This is a genomic window from Azospirillum sp. TSH100 (assembly GCF_004923295.1).
In the GTDB taxonomy this organism is placed as follows: domain Bacteria; phylum Pseudomonadota; class Alphaproteobacteria; order Azospirillales; family Azospirillaceae; genus Azospirillum.
Genome location: NZ_CP039636.1, coordinates 127,671 through 152,500, shown reverse-complemented (window position 1 = coordinate 152,500; position 24,830 = coordinate 127,671). Strand labels below are relative to the sequence as shown.

Sequence of the window (24,830 nt, the reverse complement as noted above, 5' to 3'; positions counted from 1 at the left end):
CGACCCGGGAGTTTGCCGGGCATTTCCAGTCGGCCTGCGACAGGGCAGGGCTGCGGCTCGTGGTCGACTGCTCTCCCCTGCCGGAGGCGGTTTTCGTCGATCGCAACGCCTGGGAAACGATCGTCCTCAATCTGCTGTCCAATGCCTTCAAGTTCACGCGCAACGGCGAAATCACCGTGCGGCTGTGCGCGGCTGACGGTTCGGTGACATTGACGGTGAGCGACACCGGCAGTGGCATTCCCGCACACGAGTTGCCGCGCCTGTTCGAGCGTTTTCACCGGGTCGAAGGCGCGCAGGGGCGCTCCCATGAAGGTACCGGCATCGGTCTGGCCCTGGTTCGGGAACTGGTCGGGCTGCATGGCGGCACCATCCGGGTTGACAGCATCCTGGGCGAAGGCAGCCGGTTCCATGTGACGATTCCTCTGGGTCATGCCCATTTGCCGGCCGATCGTCTCAGGCTGTCGCCGCTTGTGCCGGCCGACCCTTCGCGCGCTGACACCTTTGCCGCCGAGGTTGAACGCTGGCTTTCGGATGGCGGGGATGCGGATGCCAGGGAGGTTGGGGGCGATGAAAACATTGACGGGGAGGTCGGCAACGACGCCGTTTCCGGTCCGGCGAGGCCGGAAGGACCGCTGGTTCTTCTGGCGGATGATAATGCGGATATGCGGGGGTATGTAAGACGAATCCTGATCGCCTCCGGTTATCAGGTCGTAGCGACCGGCGATGGCGAGGAGGCTCTGGCTGCGGCAAGGACCCGTGTTCCGGATCTGGTGCTCAGCGACGTGATGATGCCGACGCTCGGCGGTTTCGGCCTGTTGCAGGCGTTGCGCGCCGACCCGCGCACCGGAAACGTCCCGGTCATCCTGCTGTCCGCCCGGGCTGGCGAGGAAGCCCGCGTGGAAGGATTGACGGCGGGTGCGGACGATTATCTGGTCAAGCCCTTCGGCGCCCGCGAACTGGTGGCGCGCGTCGGCAGCAGCCTGCAACTGGCGCGCATGCGGGAGGAGAAGGCGGCAGCCGAGCGCCGCATCGTCGAGAGGGCGCTTGACCTCAGCGAGGACCGCCTTCATCTGGCGCTCGACAGTGCCGGGATGGGCATGTGGGACTGGGACATCGTCACCGGCGAACTGACCTGGTCGGCGATCTGCAAGACGATCTTCGGCAAATCCGCCGACACGGCGATGTCCTACCCGGTATTCCTCGACAGTCTGCATCCTGAGGATCGCGATGCGGTCGACGATCTGTGCCGCCGCTGTCTCGACCCCGCCATCCGCGCCTCCTACGATACCCATTATCGCGTCGTGTGGCCGGATGGCAGCGTGCATTGGGTGCTGGCGCGTGGGAAGGTCTGGTTCGACGGTGAGCGGCCCCTCCGGTTCACCGGCACGGCGGTCGACATGACGGAGCAGAAGGAGGCTGAACGCCATCTGCGCGTTCTGGTCGACGAACTGAGCCATCGGGTCAAGAACACGCTGGCGGTTATTCAGTCGCTCGCCGAGCAGACCTTCCGCGCAGGGAGTGACGTGCCCGGAATCCGGCAGGCACTGGCGGGGCGTTTGCAGGCGCTGGCGGATGCCCACACGCTGCTCACGCTGTCGAACTGGGAAAGCGTCGATCTCGCAACCCTGGCCGGGCGGGTGGCCGGTCCGCTGGCCACGAAGGACGACGGTCGCTTCACCATGCTTGGACCACCGGCCAACCTGACCACCAAGGCGTCGCTGGCCTTCGCTCTGGTGCTGCATGAGCTGTGCACCAACGCCGCCAAATACGGCGCCTGGAGCGCCGACGGCGGCAATGTCGCGCTGGCGTGGCACATATCCGGTGACAATGTTGTCCTGGATTGGGCGGAGAGTGCGCCGATCCCGGTGACGCCGCCCGCCCGACTCGGATTTGGCACCCGACTGATCCGGCAGGCGGTGGAGTATGATCTCGGCGGCGAAGTGACGCGCGACTTCCGGATGGACGGCCTCCGCTGCGTCGTGATCGTGCCGGCTTACCGGGCACTGGCCTCTTCGGCCCGGCCCAGCAACTGAGCGAGTGCCTGCCGCAGCCTTTCGGGTGGATAGGGCTTGTTGAGAACGGGGCGGTCGCGGAAGGCGGCGGGCAGTGCTGCCGGGTCGGAATAGGCGGTGGCGAACAGGAAGGGGATGGAGGCGGCCGCCAGGGCTTCGGCCACGGGGTCGACGCGCTCGTCGCCGAGGTTGACGTCCAGGAGGGCGCCCTGGAAGCGTTCTTCGCTGGCGAGCAGCTTCAAAGCCGTCCGCGTGTTGGACGCCGGTCCGACGACATCGTAGCCGAAGGCGATGAGCGTCTGCTCCAGAGCCATGGCCACCAGCCCCTCGTCTTCCACCACCAGGATTCTTGCCGCCTGCTCAGTCATGGTTCCATCTATCCGTGTTGGAGCCATGACATAATACACCATTGCGTCAGTTCCGCTCCCGGAATCGGCAGAATCGAGATTGTTGCCCCTGGTCACAATCATATGCGCGGATCCGCCGCGTCGGCCGGCATCAGGTCGGTGCGCCTGTTTTGGGAAAAGGTGGCTAAAGTCTGCCGACCCCGTCCGTCTGCACTGTGAGTCGGGTCGCAATGGCCGAAGATTTCCCCCGCGCCAAGCGTTCCTCCTTTCCCGGCCTGCCGCAAATCTGCTATGGCCGCGGAATCGGGCGAAAGCCAGGCCATGCCCGGTTGAAAGGAGTGGGCGCCATGTGGCCCCTTGGCTGGATCCGCCGTTTTCTTCCGAGCACCCTGCGCGGCAAGCTGCTTCTGGTTTCACTTGCCGTGGTGGTACTGCCGATTTCGCTGACCGGCTACCTGCTGGAACGGGAAGGGCGGCAGGCGCTGGTTCGGGAAAAGTCGGAAAAGCTCTTCGGTTTGACGCGCCTGCTGGATGTGTATCTCGGTTCCGGGTTCGATCCCTTGCTGACCGAAATGGGTGTTGCGGCCGGCGACCGTGGTGCGGCCATCCGCGCCCTTTCGGATCGGCTGATCCCCTTCACCGACATGATCGCCGGAGCGAATCCCGGTGTGGGGGTCGGCTATTACAGCAAAGCGCTCAACGCCATCATCACCTATGGGCCCAGCCGGGACTACAGTGCGACGGTCGGCACCACGATACCGCCTGAGCATCCGGGCTGGCATGTGCTGGAAAGCGGGAAACAGGCCGTCGAAAGCGGCCGGCAGGTGCGTGGCTTCATCTTGAATGCGATGCTGCCCATCGTCCGCGACGGCAGCGTGATCGGCTATATCTGGGCCAATGAGCTTTCCGATGATGTCGAGCGGCAGGCGGCTGCGATGGACCGTGCGGTTCTGACGGTCAGCCTTGGGGGAATATTGCTCGGGCTTGTGCTGACGCAGGTGCTTGCACGCGGGGTCGGCCGCGACATCAGACAGATCATCGACGGTTTGCTCCGCATGCGGAGCGACCTTGGCGACGCGATCCAGCCGCCGCAGGGAGAGGTCGGTGCCATCGCGGTCGAGGTCAACGCCATGGCGCGCGCTCTGCTGGATGCCCGTTCGCTGACCGAGAACATCCTGCACAGCATCGCCGACGGCGTGATCGCGGTCGATTGGGCCGGGCAGGTCACCGCGCTCAACCCGGCCGCCGAAGCGATGATCGGGGTGACCGCAACCGAGGTGATCGGCAAGCCCTACGAGTTGCTGTTCAAGCCGGATGTCCGGTTCGCCAGTCCGCTGCTCGACACGCTGAAGACCGGCCGGTCGCATGTGGGCGTGACATTGGAGTTCCCGGGAACCAGGCAGACTCTTCATCTCACCGTGTCGAGCAGCGTGCTGCGCGACAGCCATGGCGAGGCCATCGGCGCGGTGGTGGTGTTGAAGGATTTGACCGAGCAGCAGCGGCTCCGCACCCAGATCATGCGGGCCGACCGGCTGGCGGCGTTGGGTGAGCTTGTCGCCGGCCTCGCCCATGAGGTGCGCAACCCGCTGACCTCGATCCGCGGCTTCATGCAATTCCTAGAAAGCTCCGACAATGTTGCCGAGTGGCAGCGTTATGCCCCCCTGATCGTCCGTCAGGTCGACAGCCTGAACCGCCTGGTCACCGAACTGCTGGAGTTCGGTCGGCCGCGCCCGCCGGCCTTCCTGCCGGTGCAACTGAACGATCTGATCCGCGAAGTATCGCTGCTGGCCGGGCGCAAGTCGAACGCCCGCATCGCCCTGCATCCCACCCCCGACCTTCCCCTGGTCGAAGCCGATGGTGAGGCGCTGAAGCAGGTCATGCTCAACCTGATCATCAACGCTGTCCAGGCGACTTCGGAAACCGGAGGCATCGCCATCGTCACCGCCATGGCGGCGGATGGTGGCGAGGCCGTCATTACAGTGACCGACGACGGCGAGGGAATCGCGCCGGAGAACCTCGACAAGGTGTTCGATCCCTTCTTTTCGACCAAGCCTCAGGGGACCGGGCTTGGGCTGGCGATGGCGCACCGGATCGTCGATGCGCATCATGGAACCATCGCCATCGCCAGCGTGCCGGGTGCCGGCACCACGGTGACCCTGAGGATTCCCATCCTTCACAACCAAACGGTTGACGCATGACGCCCCAGTTCCCTGCCATGCGGACCATTTCGGCGCCGGCTGTCCTGGTGGTGGACGACGACGAGGCGATCCGCGAGATGCTCGCCGCGGTGCTGACGCGCGACGGGCTGTCGGTGACCACCGCCGCCGACGGCGTCGAGGCGGTCGCCGCCTTCGCGGCACAGCGCCACGCCGTGGTGCTGATGGATGTCCGCATGCCGAGGATGAGCGGATTGCAGGCGCTGGCGGAGATCCGCAAGCTCGACCGCTCCACCGCGGTGATCCTGATGACCGCCTATGCCGAGGTCGGTGCCGCGGTCCAGGCGATCAAGGACGGCGCCTTCGACTACGTCATCAAGCCCTTCGACATCGCGGAGATCCTGCTGCAGGTCGGGCGGGCGCTGCAGATGCGCCGGATGCGCGACGACATCGCCACCCTGCACCGCGAACTGTCGAGCAGCTATCGCACCGACCGCATCCTGACCGCCAGCCCGCGCATGGGCGAGCTTCTCCAGACCATCGCCAAGGTCGCCAAGAGCAACGCCACCGTGCTGGTGACCGGCGAGAGCGGCACCGGCAAGGAGCTGGTGGCGGCGGCCATCCACTACAACAGCCCGCGCAACGCCGGTCCCTTTGTCAAGGTCAACTGCGCCGCGGTGCCGGAGGGGCTGCTGGAAAGCGAGTTCTTCGGCCACGAGAAAGGCGCCTTCACCGGGGCGCAGGCCCGCCGCCGCGGCCGTTTCGAACAGGCCGAGCACGGCACCCTGTTCCTCGACGAGATCGGCGACATCTCCCCCAGCCTGCAGGTGAAGCTGCTCCGCGTGCTTCAGGAACGCGAGTTCGAGCGGGTCGGCGGCACCGAACTGGTGCGCACGGATGTGCGTGTCATCGTCGCCACCAACCGCAATCTGGAGGAGATGGTCCGCCAGGGGCTGTTCCGGCAGGATCTCTATTTCCGGTTGAATGTCGTGACCCTCAGGACCGTGCCGCTGCGCGAGCGGCCGGAGGATGTCCGTCTGCTCGCCAGCCATTTCCTGCAACGCTTCGCCGCCGAGAACCGGATCGAGGTCAGCGGCATCGACGAGCAGGCGATGGGGCGCCTGCTGGCCTACCGCTGGCCCGGCAACATCCGCGAGCTGTCCAACGCCATGGAGCGCGCCGTGGTGATGAGCACCGGCGCCATGATCGTCGCGGAGGATCTGCCGGAGCAGATCGCCGGCCGTCCCGAGGATGGTGAACCGATAACCGGGACCGACGCCGCGCCGCCGGTTTCCGGCGGCGGCGCGCTGCGCGAACAGGTCAGCCGCTTCGAGGCGCGGGTGGTGGCCGAGGCGCTGGCCCGCAACGAGGGCAACCGGATGAGGACGGCCCAGGAGCTGGGGATCAGCCGCCGCTCGCTGCTCTACAAGCTGCAGGAATACGGCATCTCCTGAACCCGACATCCCGCAACGGCATCGCTGCGCAAGATCTTGCGCAGCACGCACAAACTTGCGCACCGGGCGGAACCGGCCACCGCCGATCCACCCCGGTGGAGGCCGGTCGCAACCGCGTGGACTCAGGGGAATTGCCAGGTGTCGCCGCTCCCGGCGCCGTCCCCGGCGGCTGGCACACCCATTGCTTGAGTGTGGGTATATCGGAGGACCCCGGTACGCCCCTGCATTGGCGGGCGTATCGCAGGTCTGCCGATCGCAGCGCTAGGAAACCAAGAATGAGCGTGCGGTTCGCCTGTCCGGTCCCGCTTCGGACCGGGGGCGGGCTCCGCGCCCGCGGGGTCGCGGCCGGGCATGCCCTGCTGCGCTCCGACGTCCAAGGGAGACGTCGAATGAGTAAAGTGCGGAAGCTGGAAGACACCGTCGCCATGATTCCCGATGGCGCGGTGCTGATGATCGGGGGATTCATGGGGGTCGGCACGCCGCCCCACCTGATCGAGGAATTGCTGCGCCAGAACAAGCGCGATCTGACGGTGATCGCCAACGACACCGCCCGCCCGGCCGTCGGCATCGGCCGGCTGATCGCCGCCAAGGCGGTGCGCAAGGTGATCGCCAGCCACATCGGCACCAACCCGGAAACCCAGCGCCAGATGATCGCCGGCGAGACCGAGGTGGAGCTGGTGCCGCAGGGCACGCTGGCCGAGCGGGTGCGGGCCGGCGGCTTCGGCCTCGGCGGCGTGCTGACCCCGACCGGCGTCGGCACGGTGGTGGAGGACGGCAAGCAGCGCATCGAGCTGGACGGCACCGTCTATCTGCTGGAAAAGGCGCTGAAGGCCGATTTCGCCCTGATCGCCGCCAAGCGGGCCGATTACCTGGGGAATCTCGAATACGCGCTGACGGCGCGCAACTTCAACCCGCTGATGGCGATGGCGGCCGAAACGGTGATCGCCGAAGCCGAGGACATCGTGCCGGTGGGCGTCATTCCGCCCGACAGCGTCGTCACCCCGAATGTGCTGGTCGACTGCCTGGTCGCCAAGGAGCATCGCCATGGATGAGAAAACCCTGATCGCCAAGCGCGTCGCGCTGGAACTGCGGCCGGGCAACCTGGTGAATCTCGGCATCGGCCTGCCCACCATGGTGGCCGCCCATCTGCCGGCTGGCGTCAACGTCTTCTTCCAGTCGGAGAACGGCATCATCGGCATGGCGCCGGTGCCGGAGCCGGGGGCGGAGAACGAGGATCTGAGCGATGCCGGCGGCAGCCCGATCGGCGCCGTTCCGGGGGCCGCCTCCTTCGACAGCGCGATGTCCTTCGGGCTGATCCGCGGCGGGCATCTGGACGTGACCGTGCTGGGCGGCCTGCAGATTGACGAGGAGGGCCGGCTCGCCAACTGGATGGTGCCCGGCAAGATGGTGCCCGGCATGGGCGGTGCGATGGATCTGGTCTCCGGCGCCAAGCGGGTGATCGTCGCGATGCAGCACAGCGCCAAGGGCACGCCCAAGATCGTCAAACGCTGCGAGCTGCCGCTGACCTCGGTGCGGCGCGTCGACCTGATCGTGACCGAACTGGCGGTGATCGAGCCGACGGACAAGGGGCTGGTGCTGCGCGAGGTCGCGCCCGGCGTCACGGTCGCCGATGTGCTGGCCCAGACCGGGGCCGAGCTGATCGTCCCCGCCAACGTGCCGGTCATGCCGCTCGCCGCCTGACCGTCGCCTTTCAAGCATCTTGATCGTTGGGGAGGCCGCCGTCCCCGCGCTGCCCGGCTGTCATGCCCGGCGGCGCGAGCGGTCCCCCTCGTGCCGGAGATCCGCCATGAGCGTCACCACCGCACCACCGCCGGCGCCGGACGCCAGCGCCCGCTTCAACCCGATCACGCCGATTTCCCGCGCCCTGACCTGGCTGGTCAGCCGCTATCTGCCGGACCCGCTGATCTTCGCCATCATCCTGACCGTGCTGACCTTCGGCTTCGCCTGGTGGCTGACGCCGAGCGGGCCGGTCGATCTGGTGCGCATGTGGGGCAACGGCTTCTGGAACCTGCTGGCCTTCTCGATGCAGATGGCGCTGGTGCTGGTCACCGGCCATGCGCTCGCCAGCTCCGAGCCGGTGCGCAACGTCATGGGGCGGGTGGCGTCCATCGCCAAGACGCCGGCCCAGGGCGTCATGCTGGTCTGCTTCGCCGCCGCCGTCACCAACGTCGTCAACTGGGGCTTCGGCCTCGTCGTCGGCGCCATGTTCGCCCGCGAGGTGGCCCGCCGCGTGCCGAAGTCGGACTATCGGCTGCTGATCGCCTCGGCCTATATCGGCTTCATGACCTGGCATGGCGGCTTCTCCGCCTCGGTTCCGCTGGTCGCCGCGACCAAGGGCAACCCGATGGAGAAGACGGTCGGCCTGATCCCGATCTCCGACACCATCTTCACCACCTACAATGTCGGCATCACGCTGGCGCTGATCGTCATCCTGCCGCTGGTCTGCTGGATGATGCATCCGAAGCCGCATGAGGTGGTGGCGGTCGACCCGGCGCTGCTGAAGCCGGAGCCCTCGACCAAGCGCGTCCTCGGCCCCGACGCCAGCCCGGCGGAAAAGCTGGAGGAGAGCCGCATCCTCGGCTTCGTCGTCGCGGCGCTCGGCATCGGCTACCTGTTCCTGCATTTCCAGGCCAAGGGCTTCGACCTCAACATCAACACGGTCAACCTGATCATGCTGGTGGCCGGCCTGATCCTGCACGGCACGCCGATGGCCTATGCCCGCGCCGTCGCCAACGCCGCCCGCGGCACCGCCGGCATCATGGTGCAGTTCCCCTTCTATGCCGGCATCCAGATCATGATGGAGCATTCCGGCCTGGGCGGTCTGATCACCAACCTGTTCGTCGACATCGCCAACAAGGAGACCTTCCCGGTCCTCGCCTTCCTGTCGTCGGGCCTGATCAACTTCGCCGTCCCGTCGGGCGGCGGCCACTGGGTGGTGCAGGGCCCCTTCATCATGCCGGCCGCCCAGCAGCTCGGCGTCGATCTCGGCAAGGCGGCGATGGCCATCGCCTACGGCGAGGAGTGGATGAACATGGCGCAGCCCTTCTGGGCGCTGCCGGCGCTCGCCATCGCCGGTCTGGGGGTGCGCGACATCATGGGCTACTGCGCGACGGCCCTGGTCATCACGCTGCCCATCTTCCTGATCGGCCTCTACTTCTGACCCTTTGCGACCAACCGGCCGCCGCGGTCCCGATTGGGCGCGGCGGCCTTCCTTCCTGCAAAACATAAGTTCCGGCATAACGTTCCGAGGGAGTCCTCCATGACCGAGATCGTCATCGCCAGTGCGGTCCGAACCGCCATCGGCAGCTTCAACGGCGCGCTGGCCTCCGTCCCCGCCCATGAGCTTGGCGCCGCCGCGATCCGCGAGGCGCTGTCACGCGCCCACACCGACGCCGCCGAGGTGACCGAGGCGATCCTGGGCCAGGTGCTGACCGCCGGCCAGGGCCAGAACCCCGCCCGCCAAGCGGCGGTGAAGGCCGGCATCCCGGTCGAGAAGACCGCCTTCGGCATCAATCAGGTCTGTGGCTCGGGCCTGCGCGCCGTCGCGCTCGGCTGGCAGGCGATCCGCTGCGGCGACGCCGAGGTGATGGTGGTCGGCGGCCAGGAGAACATGAGCCTGTCGCCCCACCTCATGCATCTGCGCAACGGCACCAAGATGGGCGCCGCCGAGATGCTCGACAGCATGATCAAGGACGGGCTGTGGGAGGCCTTCTACGGCTATCACATGGGCACCACCGCCGAGAATGTCGCCCGCGCCTGGGAGTTGAGCCGGGAGCGGCAGGACCGGTTCGCGCTTGCCTCGCAGCAGAAGGCGGAAGCCGCGCAGAAAGCCGGCCGTTTCCGGGACGAGATCGTGCCGGTGACCATCAATGGCCGCAAGGGAGACACCATCGTAGACAGCGACGAATATCCCAAGCATGGCACCACGCTGGAGGCGCTGGCCAAGCTGCGCCCGGCCTTCGCCAAGGACGGCACGGTGACCGCCGGCAACGCCTCCGGCCTCAATGACGGGGCGGCGGCGCTGGTGCTGATGACGGCGGAGAACGCCAAGCGGCGCGGGCTGACGCCGCTGGCGCGCATCGCCTCCTGGGCGACGGCGGGTGTCGATCCCAGCGTCATGGGCACCGGGCCGATCCCGGCCTCGAAGCTGGCGCTGCAGAAGGCCGGCTGGTCGGTCGACGACCTCGACCTGATCGAGGCCAACGAGGCCTTCGCGGCGCAGGCCCTGGCGGTCAATGCCGGGATGGGCTGGGACGAGGCCAAGGTCAACGTCAATGGCGGCGCCATCGCGCTCGGCCATCCCATCGGTGCGTCGGGCGCCCGCATCCTGGTCAGCCTGCTGCACGAGATGGGCCGGTGCGACGCCCGCAAGGGCCTCGCCACCCTGTGCATCGGTGGCGGCATGGGCGTCGCGCTCTGCGTCGAGCGCGCCTGACCGCACGGGTTTGACCTGACGAGAGGCGGAGCCGCCCCACCACCTTGGCGGGCGGCTCCGCGACCATTTGTACTCTTTTGAAGGATGGTAGTATGGCAGAAACTATCGATGTGTCCGTAACCTTCCGCATCACGGTCGCCGATGCCCCTGATGGGCCGGCGCTCGCCCTGCGGGCGGCGGAACAGTTCAGCCATGTCAGCCACGCCCAGATCGCCGCGTTCAACGAGGTGAACCGGGTCCATTCCGCGGACCATGGCACCGTCGAAGCGGTCACCAGCATCGTCGCCGGTGCGGGCGGCGGCTCGTAACGTCGATCCGGCCTGCAGGAGCCGGCCGGGAAGAGGGAAGACAAAGATCATGCGTTTGTCGGAGCTGCCGTTACGGTGGCGCATCGGATTTCTCGCCTCGCTGTCGATCATCGCCGCCGGACTGGTGGCGGCGGTCGGCGGCCATTTCGTCAACCGCGCGCTGGTCGAACAGCGGATGAACAGCGTCCGCTTCATCGCCGAGAGCGGCGGCAGCATTGCCGCCCGCTTCCACAAGCTGGCGCAGGACGGCGCGATGAGCGAGGATGAGGCCAAGGAGCGCGCCCGGACGGCCATCGGCGCCATGCGCTACGCCGACGGGGAGTATCTGTGGATCTGGACCTCGCAGATCATCAACGTCATGCACGCCAACCCGGCACTGATCGGCAAGAGCGGTGCGGAGATCCGCGACCGCAACGGCGTCTACGTCATCCGCGAGGCGGTGCGCGGTGCCCTGACGCCGGTTCCGGAATTCGTCAGCTACGAATGGCCACGGCCCAACGATCCGCAGGGGCCGACCTATGAGAAGCTGGCCTATTCGGTCCATTTCAAGCCGTGGGACTGGGTCATCGGCACCGGCGTCTACACCGACGACCTGCGCTCCGCCTTCTTCGGCATGATGACCGTTTTCGGGCTGGTGGTCGCCGGGCTGTCGGCGCTGGCCCTGCTGCTGGGCTGGGCGGTCGCCCGCAGCGTGACGCGCCCGCTGTCGCGCGTGCATGGCGTCATGCTGCGCCTCGCCGATCATGATCTGGAGGCCGAGGTGCCCGAGCGCGGGCGCCGCGACGAGATCGGCGGCATGGCGCGCACGCTGGAGGTCTTCAAGGAGAACATCCTGCGCAACCGCCAGATGGAGCAGGAGCGCCGCAGCGCCGCCGCCCAGGCGGCCGCGGAAAAGCGGGCGGCGGTGGTCGATCTGGCGAACCGGTTCGAAAGCCGGGTCGGCCGCATCGTCGACCAGCTCGGCCAGTCCGCCAGCGGCTTCCAGCAGACCGCATCGCACCTGTCCGGCGCGGTCCGCAAGGCCGAGCAGGATTGCACGTCGGTCGCGTCGGCCTCCGAACAGGCCTCGGTCAATGTGCAGGCGGTGGCGTCGGCCGCCGAAGAGATGTCGACGGCGATCCGCGGCCTGTCGGGACGGCTGGTGCAGGCGGCCCAGCAGTCGAAATCGACCGCCGAGCGGGCGGAACAGGCGCGCACCCATCTGGACGCGCTGTCCGCCGCCATCGAGCAGGTGGATCAGGTCGTCGCGTCGATCAACGCGGTGGCCTCGCAGACCAACCTGCTGGCGCTGAACGCCACCATCGAGGCGGCCCGCGCCGGCGAGGCGGGGAAAGGCTTCGCCGTGGTGGCGAGCGAGGTGAAGAACCTGGCGAACCAGACGCACGCGATGACCGAACAGATCGGCCTGCAGATCGGCACGGTGAAGGCGGCGTCGGACCGGACGGTGGAGGCGATGCGCGGCATCATCGGTCAGGTCGGGCATATCGACCAGTCGGCCGCCGAAATGGCCGCGTCGGTCGAGCAGCAGAGTGCGGCGACCGACGAGATCAGCCGCAACGCCCAGCAGGCCGCCATCGGCACCAACGAGGTCTCGCACAGCGTGGTCGACATCCAGAAGGCCGAGCGGGAGAGCGGGGTTGCCGCCGGCCAGGTCAAGCAGTCCGCCGACACGCTGGCCACCGACGCGGCCCTGCTGAAGCACGAGCTTGAGGCGTTCCTGGCGGAGATCCGCGCCGCCTGAGGCTGATCGGCTCTCGGGCTGAATCCAGTACCGGTGCTGGACGTCCCGGTTCGACTGGGCCGGGACGTCAGGCCCGTCCCGGCAGGGCCGGCGTCTCCGGCCGGCCGCGGCCGGTGGTGGGAGCGGCGCCGAGGACGCTCCGGATCTGGGTGGCCAGCAGCGGCTTCTGATAGGGCTTCTGAATGAAGTTGATGTCGAGCGGCAGGCTGGCGCTCTCCACCAGGAAATCCCGCGCGTAGCCCGAACAGAAGAGAATCTGCAGCGTCGGCTGCCGGACTTTGGCGATGGCGGCCAGGGCGGGGCCGTTCATGCCGCCCGTCAGGATGACGTCGGTGAAGAGCAGATCGAAGCCCGTCCCGTTCAGCAGGAGCAGGGCGTCTTCCGCCGAGGCGGCCGGCACCGCCCGGTAGCCCAGCGCCGTCAGCATGTCGACCGTGGTCGTGCGGACGGCGGGGTCGTCCTCCACCACCAGGATGCGCTCGCGACCGCCTTCGACCGGGCCGGAGTCGCGCGGCAGGGCCAGAGTCTCCGGCAGCGGCCGGGCGGCGGGGAAGGTCATCGCCACTAGGGTGCCGACGCCGTCCTCGCTGTGGATGTCGATGGCGCCGCCCGACTGGCGGACGAAGCCGTAGACCATCGACAGGCCGAGCCCGCTGCCCCGTCCGAAACGCTTGGTGGTGAAGAAGGGCTCGAAGACGCGGGACAGCACGGCGGGCGGCATGCCGCAGCCGTCGTCGCGGACCGACAGGACGATCGCATCCTCCCCGTTATGTTTGCCGGCCTCCGTGGCGATGACGATGGTGCCGCCATCGGCCAGCGCGTCGCGGGCATTGACGACGAGGTTCAGCAGCGCGTTCTCCAACTGGCCGGGATCGACCAGGGCGGGCGGAAGCCCCGGTGTCAGCGCCGTCTTCAGGACGATGCTGCCGCCCAAGCCATAGGCGAGCAGGTCGAGCATCCCGTCCACCAGCCCGTCGAGGTCGACGGCCTGCGGCTGCAACGCCTGCTGCCGCGAGAAGGCGAGCAGCCGCTGGATCGTCGTGGCGCCCCGTTCGGCGGCGTCGAGCGCCCGCAGCGCCTTGCCGCGCACCGGATCCCGCTCGGACGTCTCGTCATGGATCATCTGGAGGTTGCCCATGATCGCGGCGAGCAGATTGTTGAAGTCATGGGCGATGCCGCCGGTCAACTGGCCGACCGCCTCCATCTTCTGGGCGTGGCGGAGCTGTTTCTCGATGCCCTTGCGCTCGGTCAGGTCGGAATAGGTGGTGATGAAGCCGCCGGACGGCATCGGGCTGCTGTGCAGTTCCACCACCCGGCCGTCGGGGAAGTGATGCTCGCAACGGACCGCCTGTTCCGTGCGCAGCCGGGTCAGCGCCTCCAGATCGACGCTGCTGCCGTCGAGCATGCGGATGCTGACGCCGCGCCGCAGCAGGCTGCGTTGCAGTTCCAGCAGGTCGCGCCCGGCGACCTCGGCCGGGGTGAAGCCGTTGAGGTCGAGGAAGCGCGGATTCCAAGTGACCAGCCGGCCGGTCTCGTCGAACACCGACAGCCCGTCGTTCATGTTGACGAAGACGGCTTCCAGCATGCGCGAGTTTTCGCCCAGCTTGCGGGCCAGCGCGTCGCGCTCCGCGACATTCTCCTTGAAGACGCTGAAGGCGCGGGCGAGGTCGCCGATCTCGTCCGGCCGGCCGGTGGCGGGAACGCTGACCTGCCGGTCGCCGCCGGCCAGCGCCGACATCGCCTGCGTCACCGCGCGCAGGTTGCCGGCGACGTCGCGCATGACATAAATCGCCGCCGCGATGGCCGCCAGCGCGCAGAGGGCGCCCAGGGCGAGGATGCTGGCCTTGCCCGAGGACAGGGCGGAGAAGGTCGCGTCGCCGCGGCTGCGCGCCGCCGTCTGCATCGCGCCGGTGACGCTTTCGACCTCGCGGTTGAGCTGGACCGACAGGGTGTTGGCGGCGGCGACCAGGAAGCGGCTGCGCTGCTCGATCCCGAGCTGGCGGGTGCGGATGTCGAAGACCGCCGCCTGGGTGTCGAGCACGGTCAGCAGCTGGTCGAGCGAGGGGGCCATGATCGCCAGCGCCGGGGCCGCGGTGTCGATCGCCCGCAGGCTCCGCCGGTCGGCGTCGAAGCCGGCGGACCAGCGGGAGAGGTCGGCCGGGCTGGTCGTCGTCAGCGCGGCGGAGACGGCATCGCGCGTGCGGTCGGCCAGCCGCAGGACCGAGAAGGGCAGGGGCGGCGTTCCCGCCCCCTCGAAGCCGGGATGCTCGAAGGTCTTCGCCGCCGCCCCGGCCAGCGTCTCGCCGAGGATGCGCTGGCGTTCCAGCCCGAGCCGGATCGCCGACGCCTCCGCCCGCACGGCGATGGCCTCGCCGGTGGCGTCCATCAGGTTGCGCAAGGTGCCGTCGAGCCGGCCGGCGAGCCGGACCAGCGATGGCACGTCGGAGGGGACATGCAGCGAGGCGCGCTCCAGACCCGGCAGCCGGTTGACCAGCCCAGTGAGGTCGGCGAGCTTGAGTTCGAGCTGGCTGCGCTCCTCGTCGAGGCCGGGGGTCGCCTCGATGGCGGTGATGAAGGGGGCGCGGGCGGCCAGCCCGGTGCTCAGCTCCGCCATCCGCATCGCCAGCGCGATGTTGCCCAGCCCATCGCGCTGGAGCGAGAGCAGGGCGCGTTCCGTCTCCCCCAGCCCGAACCAGCCGACCCCGCCGACCGCCGTCGTCAGGACCACCATGGTTCCGAAGGCGGCGAGCAGCCGGCCGCGAACGCTAACGGGGGACAGCATGCGTCTGACCATCGGGTTGGAGGCTAGCGCCGGCCGCCCCGCCGGCGCCAGCGGGAAAATCACCGGTCAGGATGTGGCGGATCAGCGTGCGACGGCGGCGATGCCGTCCCCGGTGAAGGTCGCCAGCGCGCTGGCCCCGGCCGGCACAGGAGTAGCGACGTTCGGATCGACCACGAACAGGTCGCCGAACTCGCTGGTCAGCCCATATTCCATGTGCGAGCCGAGATAGGTTGCCTTGCGGACGGTGACCGGGATGCCGTCACTACCGGTTTCACTGGTGGCCCCGGGGCGCAGGCGGATCGCGTTCGGCCGGACGGCCAGCAGCACCTCGCCGGCCGGCAGTCCGGGATCGGGGACCGTCAGGGTCAGCGGCCCGAGCGCCACCGTCGCCATGCCGCCGCCGCGTCCCACCAGTTCACCGTCGATCAGGTTGGCGCCGCCGATGAAGTCGGCGACGAAGCGGTTCTTCGGCCGGCGGTACAGCTCGTCCGGCGTGCCGGTCTGGGCGATCACCGACCTGTTCATCACGATGATGCGGTCGGAGACGGCCAGCGCCTCCTCCTGGTCATGGGTGACATAGACGGAGGTCAGGCCGAGCTTCTGCTGAAGCTCGCGGATGTCGTCGCGCATCTTGCGGCGCAGCTTGGCGTCGAGGTTGGACAACGGTTCGTCGAACAGCAGCACCTCCGGCTCCAGCACCAGGGCGCGGGCGACGGCGACACGCTGCTGCTGCCCGCCGGACAGCTCGCTCGGCAGGCGCTGGCCGTAGCCGCCGAGCCCGACCAGATCCAGCCCCTCCTCCGCCTTGGCGGCGGCGTCGCGCTTGCGCACGCCGCTGACCACCAGCCCGTACGCGACGTTGTCGGCCACACTCATGTGCGGGAACAGGGCGTAGGACTGGAACACCATGGTGACGTTGCGGTCGGTCGCCGGCAGCCGGGTGACGTCCTTGCCGCCGATCAGGATGGTTCCGCTGCTCGCCATCTCCAGCCCGGCGATCATCCGCAGCGTGGTGGTCTTGCCGCAGCCGGACGGTCCCAGCAGGGTGACCAGGGTGCCCTGCTCGATGGTGAAGCTGACATCGTCCACCGCGGCGACATTGTTGTAGCGGCGGCTGACGTTGCGGAACTCGACGCCCGCGGGCTTGCTGGCGATGCTCATACCGGCTTCTCCTGAAGCGTGACGGGGGTGGCGCTGCGGCGGCCGATGCGGCGCTCGCCGACGACGAGCTGGATCAGGGCGATGACGGCCGACATCAGGACGATCAGGGCCGAGCTATAGGCGATGGCGAGGCCGAAATCGCCCTGCTCGACGCGGCCGACGATGTAGGCGGTGGCCAGCTCGTATTTCGGGCTGACCAGGAAGATCACCGCGCTGATCGAGGTGATGGCGCGCACGAAGCTGTAGACCAGCGAGGCGACGATGGCCGGCCGCAGCAGCGGCAGGATCACCCGGCGGATCGTCTGCACGCTGCCCGCCCCCAGCGTCAGCGAGCATTCGTCGAGGCTGCGGTCGATCTGCGACATGGCGGCGACGCCGGCCCGGATGCTGACCGGCATGTTGCGGAAGACGAAGCACAGGATCAGGATGGCGATGGTGCCGGTCAGCTCGATGGGGGGCTGGTTGAAGGCGAGGATGTAGCTGATGCCGATCACCGTGCCGGGGATGGCGAAGCTCAGCATCGTCAGGAACTCGAAGGCGCCCTGGCCCTTGAAGCGCTGGCGTACCAGCAGGTAGGCGGTGAGCAGCCCGACGGCGGCGGTCAGCGGGGCCGACAGGGCGGCGACCTCGATGGTCGTGAACAGCGAGCCCCAGGCCCGGCCTGACCAGATCAGCCCGCCCGGTCCCCAGCTGAGGTCGAAGGCCGCTATGTAATGGCGAAGCGTCAGGCTGTTGTTGCGGCCCCAATTCTCGGTAAAGCCGCCGAACAGGATCAGGCCGTAGAGCACGAAGGTGAAGGCGGCCCAGGGCAGGGCGGTGGCATAGGCGGCGATCTTGATGCCGCGCGGGAGCTGCGACGGGATGCCGTTGTCGCCCTTGCCACCGACCGTCGCGTAGGACTTCTTGCCAAGCCATTGCCGCTGCACCCAGAAGGCCCCCAGGCACAGGCACAGCAGGATGATGCCGAGTGCCGCGGCGCGGCCGGGATCGTTCTGCGCGCCGACGACCGCAAAGTAGATCTTGGTCGACAGAACCTCGTAATTGCCGCCGAGGATCAGCGGGTTGCCGAAGTCGGCCAGGCTTTCGATGAAGCTGATGAGGAAGGCGTTGGCGACGCCGGGACGCATCAAGGGCCAGGTGACGGTGCGGAAAGTGACCCAGCGGCTGGCCCGCAGGGTCTGCGCAGCCTCCTCCAGCGACGGGCCGATGCCCTGGACGACGCCGATCATCACCAGGAAGGAAATCGGCGTGAAGGCCAGCGTCTGGGTCAGCAGCACGCCCGGCAGCCCGTAGATCCAGCGCGAGGCCGGGATGCCGAACCACTCCGCCAACGCCAGGGTGACGGTGCCGTTGCGCCCGAACAGCAGGATCACGGCAAGGCTGATGACGAAGGGCGGCGTGATGATCGGCAGCACGGTCAGCACGCGCAGCAGTTTCTTGGCGCGGAAGCCGGTGCGCACCGCCACCAGCGCGAAGGCCAGCCCGAGCAGGGTGGTGGCGAGGCCGGTCAACACCGCCAGGAAGACGCTGTTCCAGACAACGCCGCAGGACTTCGCCTCGGTCAGGCAGGACAGGCGCCAGACGTCGGGGGCGGCAAGGCGTGTCCACAGCGCCGCGGCCGAGAAGCCGCCCGTGCCGGTGTCGCCGGCGCCGCTCAGGACATAGCCGACCGGCAGGAAGACGAAGGCGGCGATGGCGGCCAGCACCAGCCCGATGGCGCCCGCGGTGAAGCGGTCGCCCTTCATGAAGCCCAAACCGGCGAAGCCGTTGGTCATCAGGAACAGGAAGGACAGAGCGGTGAGCGCCGCCCCGGCGCCGAAGCCGCCCTGGCCGAGCGGCAGCGGGCCGAACAGGGCGGTCAGCCAACCCCACGCCCAGCCGTTGAGGCCGATGGCGAAGCCCTGCGCCGCGACCCAGGCCAGCCCGAAGGCTCCGCTGGCGAGAAGGATCGCCGGTTGCCGGGCATGGAACCGGGGCAGAGCGGTGGCGACGAGGGCCAGGAGCAGCGGCAGGGCGAGCGGCAGGAGCCACCAGCGCCCGCTGGTCAGCCCGTCGATCAGGGCGGAGCCGGCCGGACCCGGCGAGGGGGGGGCGATCGCGGGCTGGGTGCCGCTGCCGGCGAACCAAGGCAGCAGGGCGAATCCCACCCACCCCAGCGCCAGCCAGATTGCTGAGCGAGGACGCATCATTTCACCTGCGGATTTTCATGGTCCGGGCATGGCCGGGCTCTCCCTCCCCCAGGACGGGGGAGGGTGGCGACGGATGTCCTGATCGGTGTGGAAAGGCCCTAAACCGCTTAGCGGGCGACGGCCTTGATCTCGGCGTCCCAGCGCGACAGCAGGCGCTTGCGCTCCTCGGCGGTGCCGTATTTCTGGAAGTTGTAGTCGATCATGCGGATCGCCTCCAGCTTCGGGGCCTCCGGCGGAATCGCCGCCTTGCGGTTCGACGGCATCTGGAACTGCTTGGTCTCGGCCCCGGTGGCCTGACCCTCCGGCGACAGGGCGTATTCGTAGAAGGCCTTGGCGGCGTCGAGGTTCTTGCTGCCCTTGATGATGCTGACCGAGCCGATCTCGTAGCCAGTGCCCTCGCAGGGGGCGGCGACATCGACTGGGAAGCCGTTGATCTTCTGGTTGATGCCGTCATGCATGAAGATGATGCCGACCAGCGTTTCGCTGCGCGCGACGGCGGCGGCCGGGGCGCTGCCCGACTTGGTGTACTGGTTGACGTTGTCGTTCAGCTTCTTCAGGTAATCGAACGCCCCATCCTCTCCCAGCACCTGGACCAGGGTGGCCAGCGCGGTGTAGGCGGTGCCGGAGGCGTTGGGATTCGCGATCTGGATTTCGTCCTTGAACTCCGGACGCAGCAGGTCGGCCCAGCATTTCGGGGCGTTGATCTTGCGCTTCGTCAGAAGCTCGGTGTTGTAAACGAAGCCCAGCGCGCCGGCATAGATGCCGACGCTGCGGCCCTGCGACTGTTTGTACTGGCTCTGGGCCCAGGGCTGGAGGTCGGCGAATTGCGGGCTTTCGTAGGCCAGCGTCAGCCCCTCCTCCGCCGCCTGAAGATGCGGGTCGCCGGGGCCACCCCACCAGACATCGGTCTTCGGGTTGGCGGACTCGGCGCGGATCTGGGCCAGCGCCTCGCCGGCGCTTTTGCGGCTCATGGCAACGGCGATGCCGGTCTTCTTCTCGAAGGCGACGGCGATCGCCTTGCACCATTCCTCCTGCACGCCGCAGAGGACGGTGAGCGAGCCTTGCGCCTTGGCCGGGGCCGCCGTCAGGGCGATCACCGATCCGGCCGCCAGGATGCCGAGGCCGACGGACTTGATCCAGTTGCCAGCGGATGTCACGGAACACTCCTCCCAGGAGTTCGGGTTGCTTTTTGACAACCGCGCTTTTGCTCGGGCGCGTTTGTTCGTCTTGCCAGCATAAGCGGCCAGGGTGAACGGCGGATTTCACGCTTCCAGGGAGTGGCTGTAACTTTGTTAACGGAACCCAGCCCGGTGGGCCGGCGGTCAGTGGCCGAACGCCTCAATGTCGCAGTCGAAGACGTAGCCGAGCCCGCGTTCGGTGCGGATCAGCCAGGGCTGCTGCGGGTTTCGCTCGATCTTGCGGCGCAGGCGCAGGATCAGGACGTCGATGGTCCGGTCGAACACATCGTCCCGGTCATGGTGGGTCAGGTCGAGGATCTGGTTGCGGCTGAGCACCCGGCCATGGGCGCGGACCAGTGCCACCAGAAGGTCAAACTCGGCCACCGTCAGGGGCACCGGCTTGCCGGCCGGGTCGAACAGCCGCCGGCCGTCCTCGTCCAGGGTGAAGCCGGCGAAGCGGTAGCCGCGCTTGCAGAGCGCCGGGACCGGGACGCTCTCTCGGGTGGTACGGCGCAGGACCGCCTTCACCCGCGCGATGAATTCGCGGTTGTTGAACGGCTTGACGATGTAGTCGTCGGCGCCGACCTCCAGCCCCATGATGCGGTCGATGTCGCCGCCGCGCCCGGTCAGCATGATGATCGGAATATCCATGGTGCCGCGCAGCTGTGCGGCGATGGAGATGCCGTCGCGGTCCGGCAGCCGCAGGTCGAGCACGATCAGGTCGAGCCGGCCGGTGCCGAGCGCCGCCATGAGCGCCGCGGCGTCGGGGCAGCGGATGGTCTCGTACCCCTCGCCGGTCAGCAGGTCTGCTACCATCTGGAGGACGGCCGGATCATCATCGACAACCCCGATCGTCAGACGCCTGCCGCCATTCGGTGACGTGTTCGTTGACATCCTGCCCGCCCGCTGAAGAGGGCGCAGGATCGCATTGCTTCCCGCCGGGATCAACCGGTCTGGCTCGACCGGGTGGGCGGGGGCGCTCAATTCGTTCCGTTGATCGCGTGGTAGCTGCGGATCACCTGGCTGTCGTCCATTGTCCCCTCGCCACGGCCCGAGGTGGCGAGGAACATCTGGTGGGCGACCGCCGCCAGCGGCAGCGCCGCCTTGGCGTCGCGGCCGGCCTCCAGCACGATGCCGAGATCCTTGACGAAGATGTCGACGGCGCTGGTGATCTCCGGATCGGAATGCAGCATGCGCGGACCACGGTCCTTCAGCATCCAGCTCGACGCCGCGGAACTGCCCATGATCTCCAGCAGGATGTCCAGATCGATCCCGACCTTGGCGGCCAGCGCGAAGGCTTCGGCCACCACGGCGATGTGGACGCCGCAGAGCAACTGGTTGACCGTCTTCACCGTGGCGCCCTGGCCCGGCCGCTCGCCGACATGGAAGACCTTGTCCCCCATTGCCGCCAGCACCGGGCGGACCCGCTCCACCACCGGGGCCGGCGCCGCCGCCATGATCGACAGACTGCCGGCGACCGCCCCCACCACGCCGCCGGACACCGGCGCGTCGACGAAGCGGCGGCCAGCCGCCTCCACCCGCGCCGCCAGGGCCGCCACCGCTCCCGGCGGGCAGGTCGCCATCAGGATTACCGCCGCTCCGTCCGGCAGGGCCTCCAGGGCACCATCGGCGAACAGGGCCTGTTCGGCCTGGGCGGCGTTCACCACCATCAGCACCAGCGCGTCGGCACCGGTGGCGGCGGCGGCGGCGCTGGCCGCCGGCCAGGCGCCGCGTTCCGCCAGCGCGGCGACGCTGTCGCGGCGGACATCGAACCCCTGCACGGTGAAGCCCTTTGTCAGCAGGTTGTCCGCCATGGGCATTCCCATGGAACCGAGGCCGATGAATCCGACGGTCGTCATTGGTCCGATGTCCTTGAGTGGGGAGGCTGGAGTGTTGAGGGAAGGAGATCAGCCAAGGAAGCCGATCGACACCCAGGGCACTGCCGCGACGATGATCAGGCCGACGGCCAGCGCCGCCAGATATCCCAGGATGGGCTTCATGCCTTCGTCCGGGCTGATGCGGCTGATGGCGCAGGCGGCGTAGTAACCGACACCGAACGGCGGGGCGAACAGACCGATGCCCATCGCCAGGATGACGATCATCGCGTAGTGGACCTCGTGCACGCCGATCTGCCGGGCGATGGGGAACAGCAGCGGACCGAACAGCACGATGGCGGGGATGCCCTCCAGGACGCTGCCCAGGATGATGAAGGCGATGATCGACACCGCGATGAACACCGGCACGCCGCCGGGCAGCTCGCGCATCGCCGTTGCCAGGGTGTTGGAGAAGCCCGACTGGGTCAGCGCCCAGGCCATGCCGGTGGCCGCACCGATGATCAGCAGGATGGCGCCGGACAGGGCCGCGGTTTCGACCAGCATCGGATAGATGCGGCGCCAGTCGAACTGGCGGTAGACCAGCAACCCGGCGATCACCGCATAGACGATGCCGATGGTCGATACCTCGGTCGCGGTCGCGACACCTTCGATCACCGCGGCGCGGATGATGAAGGGCAGGGCGATGGCGGGCAGGGCGATCAGGAACGCCTTGCCGATCTCGCCGCGGCTGGCGCGGCGGACATGGGACAGATCCTCGTGGCGGTAGCGCCACCAGACCAGCCCGGCCAGCGCCAAACCCAGCACGATGCCGGGCAGCAGGCCGCCGGTGAACAGGGCGGCGATCGACACGCCTGTGACCGAGCCGATGGTGATCAGGACCAGGGATGGCGGGATGGTTTCCGTCTGGGCGCCGGTGGCCGACAGCAGGGCGACCAGATCGCCCGGCTTGGCGCCGCGCGCCTTCATCTCGGGGAACAGCACCGGCGCCACCGCCGCCATGTCGGCCGCCTTGGAGCCGGAGATGCCGGACACCAGATACATCGCGCCGATCAGCACATAGGACAGGCCGCCGCGCACATGGCCCAGCAGGCTGGCGAGGAATCCGACCATGGCACGGGCCATGCCCGTCATCTCGATCAGTTGGCCGAGGAAGACGAACAGCGGCACCGACAGCAGGATCAGGTGGCTCATCCCCTCGTCCATGCGGCCGACCATGACGATGGCTGGGGTCGAGGTGGCGAGCGACAGGTAGCCGAAGGTGGCGAGGCCGAAGGAAAAGGCGATCGGCAGGCCGAGGAACACCATCACCCCGACGCCGACGACGAAGAACAGCAGCAGGTTGAGGTTGCCGAGCCCGGCGAAGACCGGACCGGCCAGAACCGCGGCGCCGATCGTCCCCGCCACCGCCAGCACCGCCCACAGAACGTCCGTGGCGCGGCCGACGCGGGCCAGCCGCAGCAGGGCGACCGAGATCATCAGGGCGATGCCGACCGGCAGGGCCGAGGCGCGCCAGGAATTGGCGATGTCGAGCGCCGGGGTGGTGACCCACACCTCCTCCGAGGCGAATTCATAAGCGGGTTCCGCCAGCAGCAGCAGGAAGGCCAGCGCCGCGGTCATGGCGAGAACGTCGAGGAAGGCCTGGGCGCGCGGCCCCAGCATGCCGACCAGCGCAGTCATCCGCATATGCTCGCCCCGGCGCAGCGCGACGACCGAGCCGAACATGGCGAGCCAGAGGAAGAGGATGGAGGCCAGCTCGTCCGACCAGATGATCGGGCTGTGGAGGAGATAGCGCCAGATGACGCCGACCAGGAGAACGCCGACCTCGGCGAGCACCAGCAGCGCCGCCGGAAGTTCGACGAAGAACCCGATGCCCCGGTCGAGCTGGTCGAGCCAGCGGGCATTGGTGCGGGACGGCTGCCCCGAACCGTGGGCGCCGGATCCGTGCGCGGATACGGTCGCCGCGTTGATGGGAGTGTTCATGAGGCCAGCCCTTCGGGTGAACGATCGGTTGACGGGGCGGCCGACCTGCACCCTGTCCCCCTGAACCCGGCGCATGTGCGGCCTGGTTCGGGGCGGCGGTGCGGATCGGCCGTGTCTCAATCGACAGCAGTCTCAGCCGGGGTGGTCTCAGCCCAGCTTGCCGGACACCTTCTCCAGCAGTTCCCAGGCGGTGGCACCGTACTTGTCCTTCCACTCCGTGTAGAAGCTGGTCGAGGACAGGGCTTTGCGGAACGGCTCGCGGTCGACCGTGTGGAAGGTCAGCCCCTTGGCGGCCAGATCCTTCTGAAGGCTGTCGGTCAGGGCGGCGATGTCGGCGCGCTGGTCGTCGGCGGAGCGGTCCAGTTCGCGGCCGACGATCTCCTGGACATCGGCCGGCAGCTTGGCGAAGGCGCGCTTGTTGCCCAGCACCCAATAGCCGTCCCAGACATGGCCGGTCAGACTGCAGGATTTCTGCACCTCGTACAGGCGGGTGGTGGAGATGATCGCCAGCGGATTCTCCTGCCCCTCGACCACCACGGTCTGGAGCGCCGAATACAGCTCGTTGAAATTGATCGGGGCCGGGGCGGCGCCGATGGCCTTGAACAGCGAGGTCAGCGCCGGGGCCGGCGGCACCCGCATCTTGAAGCCCTTGATGTCGTCCGGCGTCTGGATCACCCGGGTGGAGGAGGTGACGTGGCGGAAGCCGTTGTCCCAGATCTTGCCGAGCGTCATGATCGGAGTCTTGGCGATCTCCGCGCGGATGTGCTTGCCGAGATCGCCGTCCATCGCCCGCCAGACGGCGCTGTAGTCGTTGAAGGCGAAGCCCATGCTGGTGATGCCGGACACCGGGACGAAGGTGGCGAGGATCAGCGAGCTGAGATTGAAGATCTCGACGCCGCCGTTGCGCACCTGGCCCAGCAGGTCGGTGTCGCTGCCCAGCTGGTTCGCCGGGAACAGCTTGATGTCCAGCCGGCCGGCGGTCGCCTCGCGGATGCGGTTGATCGCTTCCTGGGCGCGGATGTTGACGGGGTGGGTCGGATCCTGGCCGGTGGCGTATTTGAACTGGAATTCGGCGGCGTCCGCCGGGTGTTTCAGGATCGTGACCAGCGGCATGGCGGTGGCGGCGGCCAGGACGGCGCGGCGGCTCGGGCGGAAGGATGTTGCGCGGACGGGCGGCATCTTGAGCATGGTTTCCTCTCCGGAATTCTATGGTTCGGCTTTTTTGGGGCTT

18 protein-coding genes (1 of these 18 only partly in view) are annotated in these 24,830 nt (G+C 68.2%); 9 read left to right on the top strand and 9 right to left on the bottom strand.

The annotated features are described in order from the left end of the window. On the top strand, window positions 1-2,033 hold the 3' portion of the coding sequence (locus tag E6C72_RS18460) for an ATP-binding protein (protein ID WP_158280156.1). Its footprint begins 823 nt before the window's first position; the window shows 2,033 of its 2,856 coding nt (coding positions 824-2,856); its start codon lies off the left edge, out of view; its stop codon occupies window positions 2,031-2,033. Here the strand turns inward: E6C72_RS18460 and E6C72_RS18455 are convergent. After that, window positions 1,994-2,380, bottom strand: a complete 387-nt coding sequence (locus tag E6C72_RS18455; RefSeq protein WP_158280157.1) for a response regulator — start codon at window positions 2,378-2,380, stop codon at window positions 1,994-1,996. The genes E6C72_RS18460 and E6C72_RS18455 overlap by 40 nt on opposite strands. Before the next feature lie 326 nt (window positions 2,381-2,706). Between E6C72_RS18455 and atoS the strand changes: the two genes are divergently transcribed. From atoS to E6C72_RS18415, 8 genes are all read left to right on the top strand, one after another. Next, entirely contained in the window at window positions 2,707-4,557 is a 1,851-nt protein-coding gene (gene atoS, locus E6C72_RS18450) for a two-component system sensor histidine kinase AtoS (RefSeq protein ID WP_109085644.1), read from the top strand. Next, entirely contained in the window at window positions 4,554-5,969 is a 1,416-nt protein-coding gene (gene atoC / locus E6C72_RS18445; RefSeq protein WP_247875682.1) for an acetoacetate metabolism transcriptional regulator AtoC, read from the top strand. Before atoS ends, atoC begins: the two co-directional genes overlap by 4 nt. Window positions 5,970-6,358: 389 nt before the next feature. Beyond that, entirely contained in the window at window positions 6,359-7,021 is a 663-nt protein-coding gene (locus E6C72_RS18440; protein ID WP_109085645.1) for a 3-oxoacid CoA-transferase subunit A, read from the top strand. Then, window positions 7,014-7,670, top strand: coding sequence for a 3-oxoacid CoA-transferase subunit B (locus tag E6C72_RS18435; RefSeq protein ID WP_109085646.1), 657 nt, complete (start codon window positions 7,014-7,016; stop codon window positions 7,668-7,670). The genes E6C72_RS18440 and E6C72_RS18435 overlap by 8 nt, the downstream gene beginning before the upstream one ends. Window positions 7,671-7,776: 106 nt before the next feature. Beyond that, the gene (locus E6C72_RS18430; RefSeq protein ID WP_109085647.1) at window positions 7,777-9,150 is read left to right on the top strand and encodes a TIGR00366 family protein; all 1,374 of its coding nucleotides are present in this window, start codon (window positions 7,777-7,779) and stop codon (window positions 9,148-9,150) included. A 99-nt stretch (window positions 9,151-9,249) separates the two neighbouring features. Continuing rightward, window positions 9,250-10,425 (top strand): acetyl-CoA C-acetyltransferase, encoded by a 1,176-nt coding sequence (locus E6C72_RS18425; protein ID WP_109085648.1) that lies wholly within the window; start codon window positions 9,250-9,252, stop codon window positions 10,423-10,425. Between the two features lie 92 nt (window positions 10,426-10,517). After that, a complete protein-coding gene (locus E6C72_RS18420; protein ID WP_109085649.1) occupies window positions 10,518-10,733 on the top strand; it encodes a hypothetical protein in 216 nt (71 codons plus the stop codon). Between the two features lie 49 nt (window positions 10,734-10,782). Then, window positions 10,783-12,474, top strand: coding sequence for a methyl-accepting chemotaxis protein (locus E6C72_RS18415; protein WP_158280158.1), 1,692 nt, complete (start codon window positions 10,783-10,785; stop codon window positions 12,472-12,474). 67 nt (window positions 12,475-12,541) lie between these two features. On the opposite strand, the gene E6C72_RS18410 is transcribed toward E6C72_RS18415, so the two are convergent. The 8 genes from E6C72_RS18410 to E6C72_RS18375 all read right to left on the bottom strand — a co-directional run bounded on the left by E6C72_RS18410 (window position 12,542) and on the right by E6C72_RS18375 (window position 24,787). Continuing rightward, the gene (locus E6C72_RS18410) at window positions 12,542-15,256 is read right to left on the bottom strand and encodes an ATP-binding protein (protein WP_158280159.1); all 2,715 of its coding nucleotides are present in this window, start codon (window positions 15,254-15,256) and stop codon (window positions 12,542-12,544) included. Window positions 15,257-15,337: 81 nt separating this feature from the next. Further along, entirely contained in the window at window positions 15,338-16,417 is a 1,080-nt protein-coding gene (locus E6C72_RS18405) for an ABC transporter ATP-binding protein (RefSeq protein ID WP_109085652.1), read from the bottom strand. After that, the gene (locus E6C72_RS18400; protein ID WP_247875683.1) at window positions 16,414-18,606 is read right to left on the bottom strand and encodes an iron ABC transporter permease; all 2,193 of its coding nucleotides are present in this window, start codon (window positions 18,604-18,606) and stop codon (window positions 16,414-16,416) included. Before E6C72_RS18400 ends, E6C72_RS18405 begins: the two co-directional genes overlap by 4 nt. A gap of 107 nt (window positions 18,607-18,713) precedes the next feature. Continuing rightward, window positions 18,714-19,763: an ABC transporter substrate-binding protein gene (locus E6C72_RS18395; protein ID WP_247875684.1), complete on the bottom strand. Its 1,050-nt coding sequence runs from the start codon at window positions 19,761-19,763 to the stop codon at window positions 18,714-18,716. Window positions 19,764-19,928: 165 nt separating this feature from the next. Continuing rightward, the gene (locus E6C72_RS18390; RefSeq protein WP_247875685.1) at window positions 19,929-20,600 is read right to left on the bottom strand and encodes a winged helix-turn-helix domain-containing protein; all 672 of its coding nucleotides are present in this window, start codon (window positions 20,598-20,600) and stop codon (window positions 19,929-19,931) included. A gap of 164 nt (window positions 20,601-20,764) precedes the next feature. Then, complete coding sequence (locus E6C72_RS18385; RefSeq protein ID WP_109085654.1) at window positions 20,765-21,643, bottom strand: NAD(P)-dependent oxidoreductase; 879 nt, start codon at window positions 21,641-21,643, stop codon at window positions 20,765-20,767. Window positions 21,644-21,691: 48 nt separating this feature from the next. Beyond that, complete coding sequence (locus E6C72_RS18380; protein ID WP_109085655.1) at window positions 21,692-23,599, bottom strand: TRAP transporter large permease subunit; 1,908 nt, start codon at window positions 23,597-23,599, stop codon at window positions 21,692-21,694. A 147-nt stretch (window positions 23,600-23,746) separates the two neighbouring features. Beyond that, the gene (locus tag E6C72_RS18375) at window positions 23,747-24,787 is read right to left on the bottom strand and encodes a TRAP transporter substrate-binding protein (RefSeq protein WP_109085656.1); all 1,041 of its coding nucleotides are present in this window, start codon (window positions 24,785-24,787) and stop codon (window positions 23,747-23,749) included. Window positions 24,788-24,830 lie beyond the last annotated feature (43 nt).

Coding starts and splice junctions, on each gene's coding strand:
- atoS (WP_109085644.1), top strand. CDS start 2,707: ATGTGGCCCCTTGGCTGGATCCGCCGTTTTCTTCCGAGCACCCTGCGC.
- E6C72_RS18415 (WP_158280158.1), top strand. CDS start 10,783: ATGCGTTTGTCGGAGCTGCCGTTACGGTGGCGCATCGGATTTCTCGCC.
- atoC (WP_247875682.1), top strand. CDS start 4,554: ATGACGCCCCAGTTCCCTGCCATGCGGACCATTTCGGCGCCGGCTGTC.
- E6C72_RS18375 (WP_109085656.1), bottom strand. CDS start 24,787: ATGCTCAAGATGCCGCCCGTCCGCGCAACATCCTTCCGCCCGAGCCGC.
- E6C72_RS18380 (WP_109085655.1), bottom strand. CDS start 23,599: ATGAACACTCCCATCAACGCGGCGACCGTATCCGCGCACGGATCCGGC.
- E6C72_RS18425 (WP_109085648.1), top strand. CDS start 9,250: ATGACCGAGATCGTCATCGCCAGTGCGGTCCGAACCGCCATCGGCAGC.
- E6C72_RS18435 (WP_109085646.1), top strand. CDS start 7,014: ATGGATGAGAAAACCCTGATCGCCAAGCGCGTCGCGCTGGAACTGCGG.
- E6C72_RS18440 (WP_109085645.1), top strand. CDS start 6,359: ATGAGTAAAGTGCGGAAGCTGGAAGACACCGTCGCCATGATTCCCGAT.
- E6C72_RS18400 (WP_247875683.1), bottom strand. CDS start 18,606: ATGATGCGTCCTCGCTCAGCAATCTGGCTGGCGCTGGGGTGGGTGGGA.
- E6C72_RS18430 (WP_109085647.1), top strand. CDS start 7,777: ATGAGCGTCACCACCGCACCACCGCCGGCGCCGGACGCCAGCGCCCGC.
- E6C72_RS18405 (WP_109085652.1), bottom strand. CDS start 16,417: ATGAGCATCGCCAGCAAGCCCGCGGGCGTCGAGTTCCGCAACGTCAGC.
- E6C72_RS18455 (WP_158280157.1), bottom strand. CDS start 2,380: ATGACTGAGCAGGCGGCAAGAATCCTGGTGGTGGAAGACGAGGGGCTG.
- E6C72_RS18385 (WP_109085654.1), bottom strand. CDS start 21,643: ATGACGACCGTCGGATTCATCGGCCTCGGTTCCATGGGAATGCCCATG.
- E6C72_RS18420 (WP_109085649.1), top strand. CDS start 10,518: ATGGCAGAAACTATCGATGTGTCCGTAACCTTCCGCATCACGGTCGCC.
- E6C72_RS18390 (WP_247875685.1), bottom strand. CDS start 20,600: ATGGTAGCAGACCTGCTGACCGGCGAGGGGTACGAGACCATCCGCTGC.
- E6C72_RS18410 (WP_158280159.1), bottom strand. CDS start 15,256: ATGCTGTCCCCCGTTAGCGTTCGCGGCCGGCTGCTCGCCGCCTTCGGA.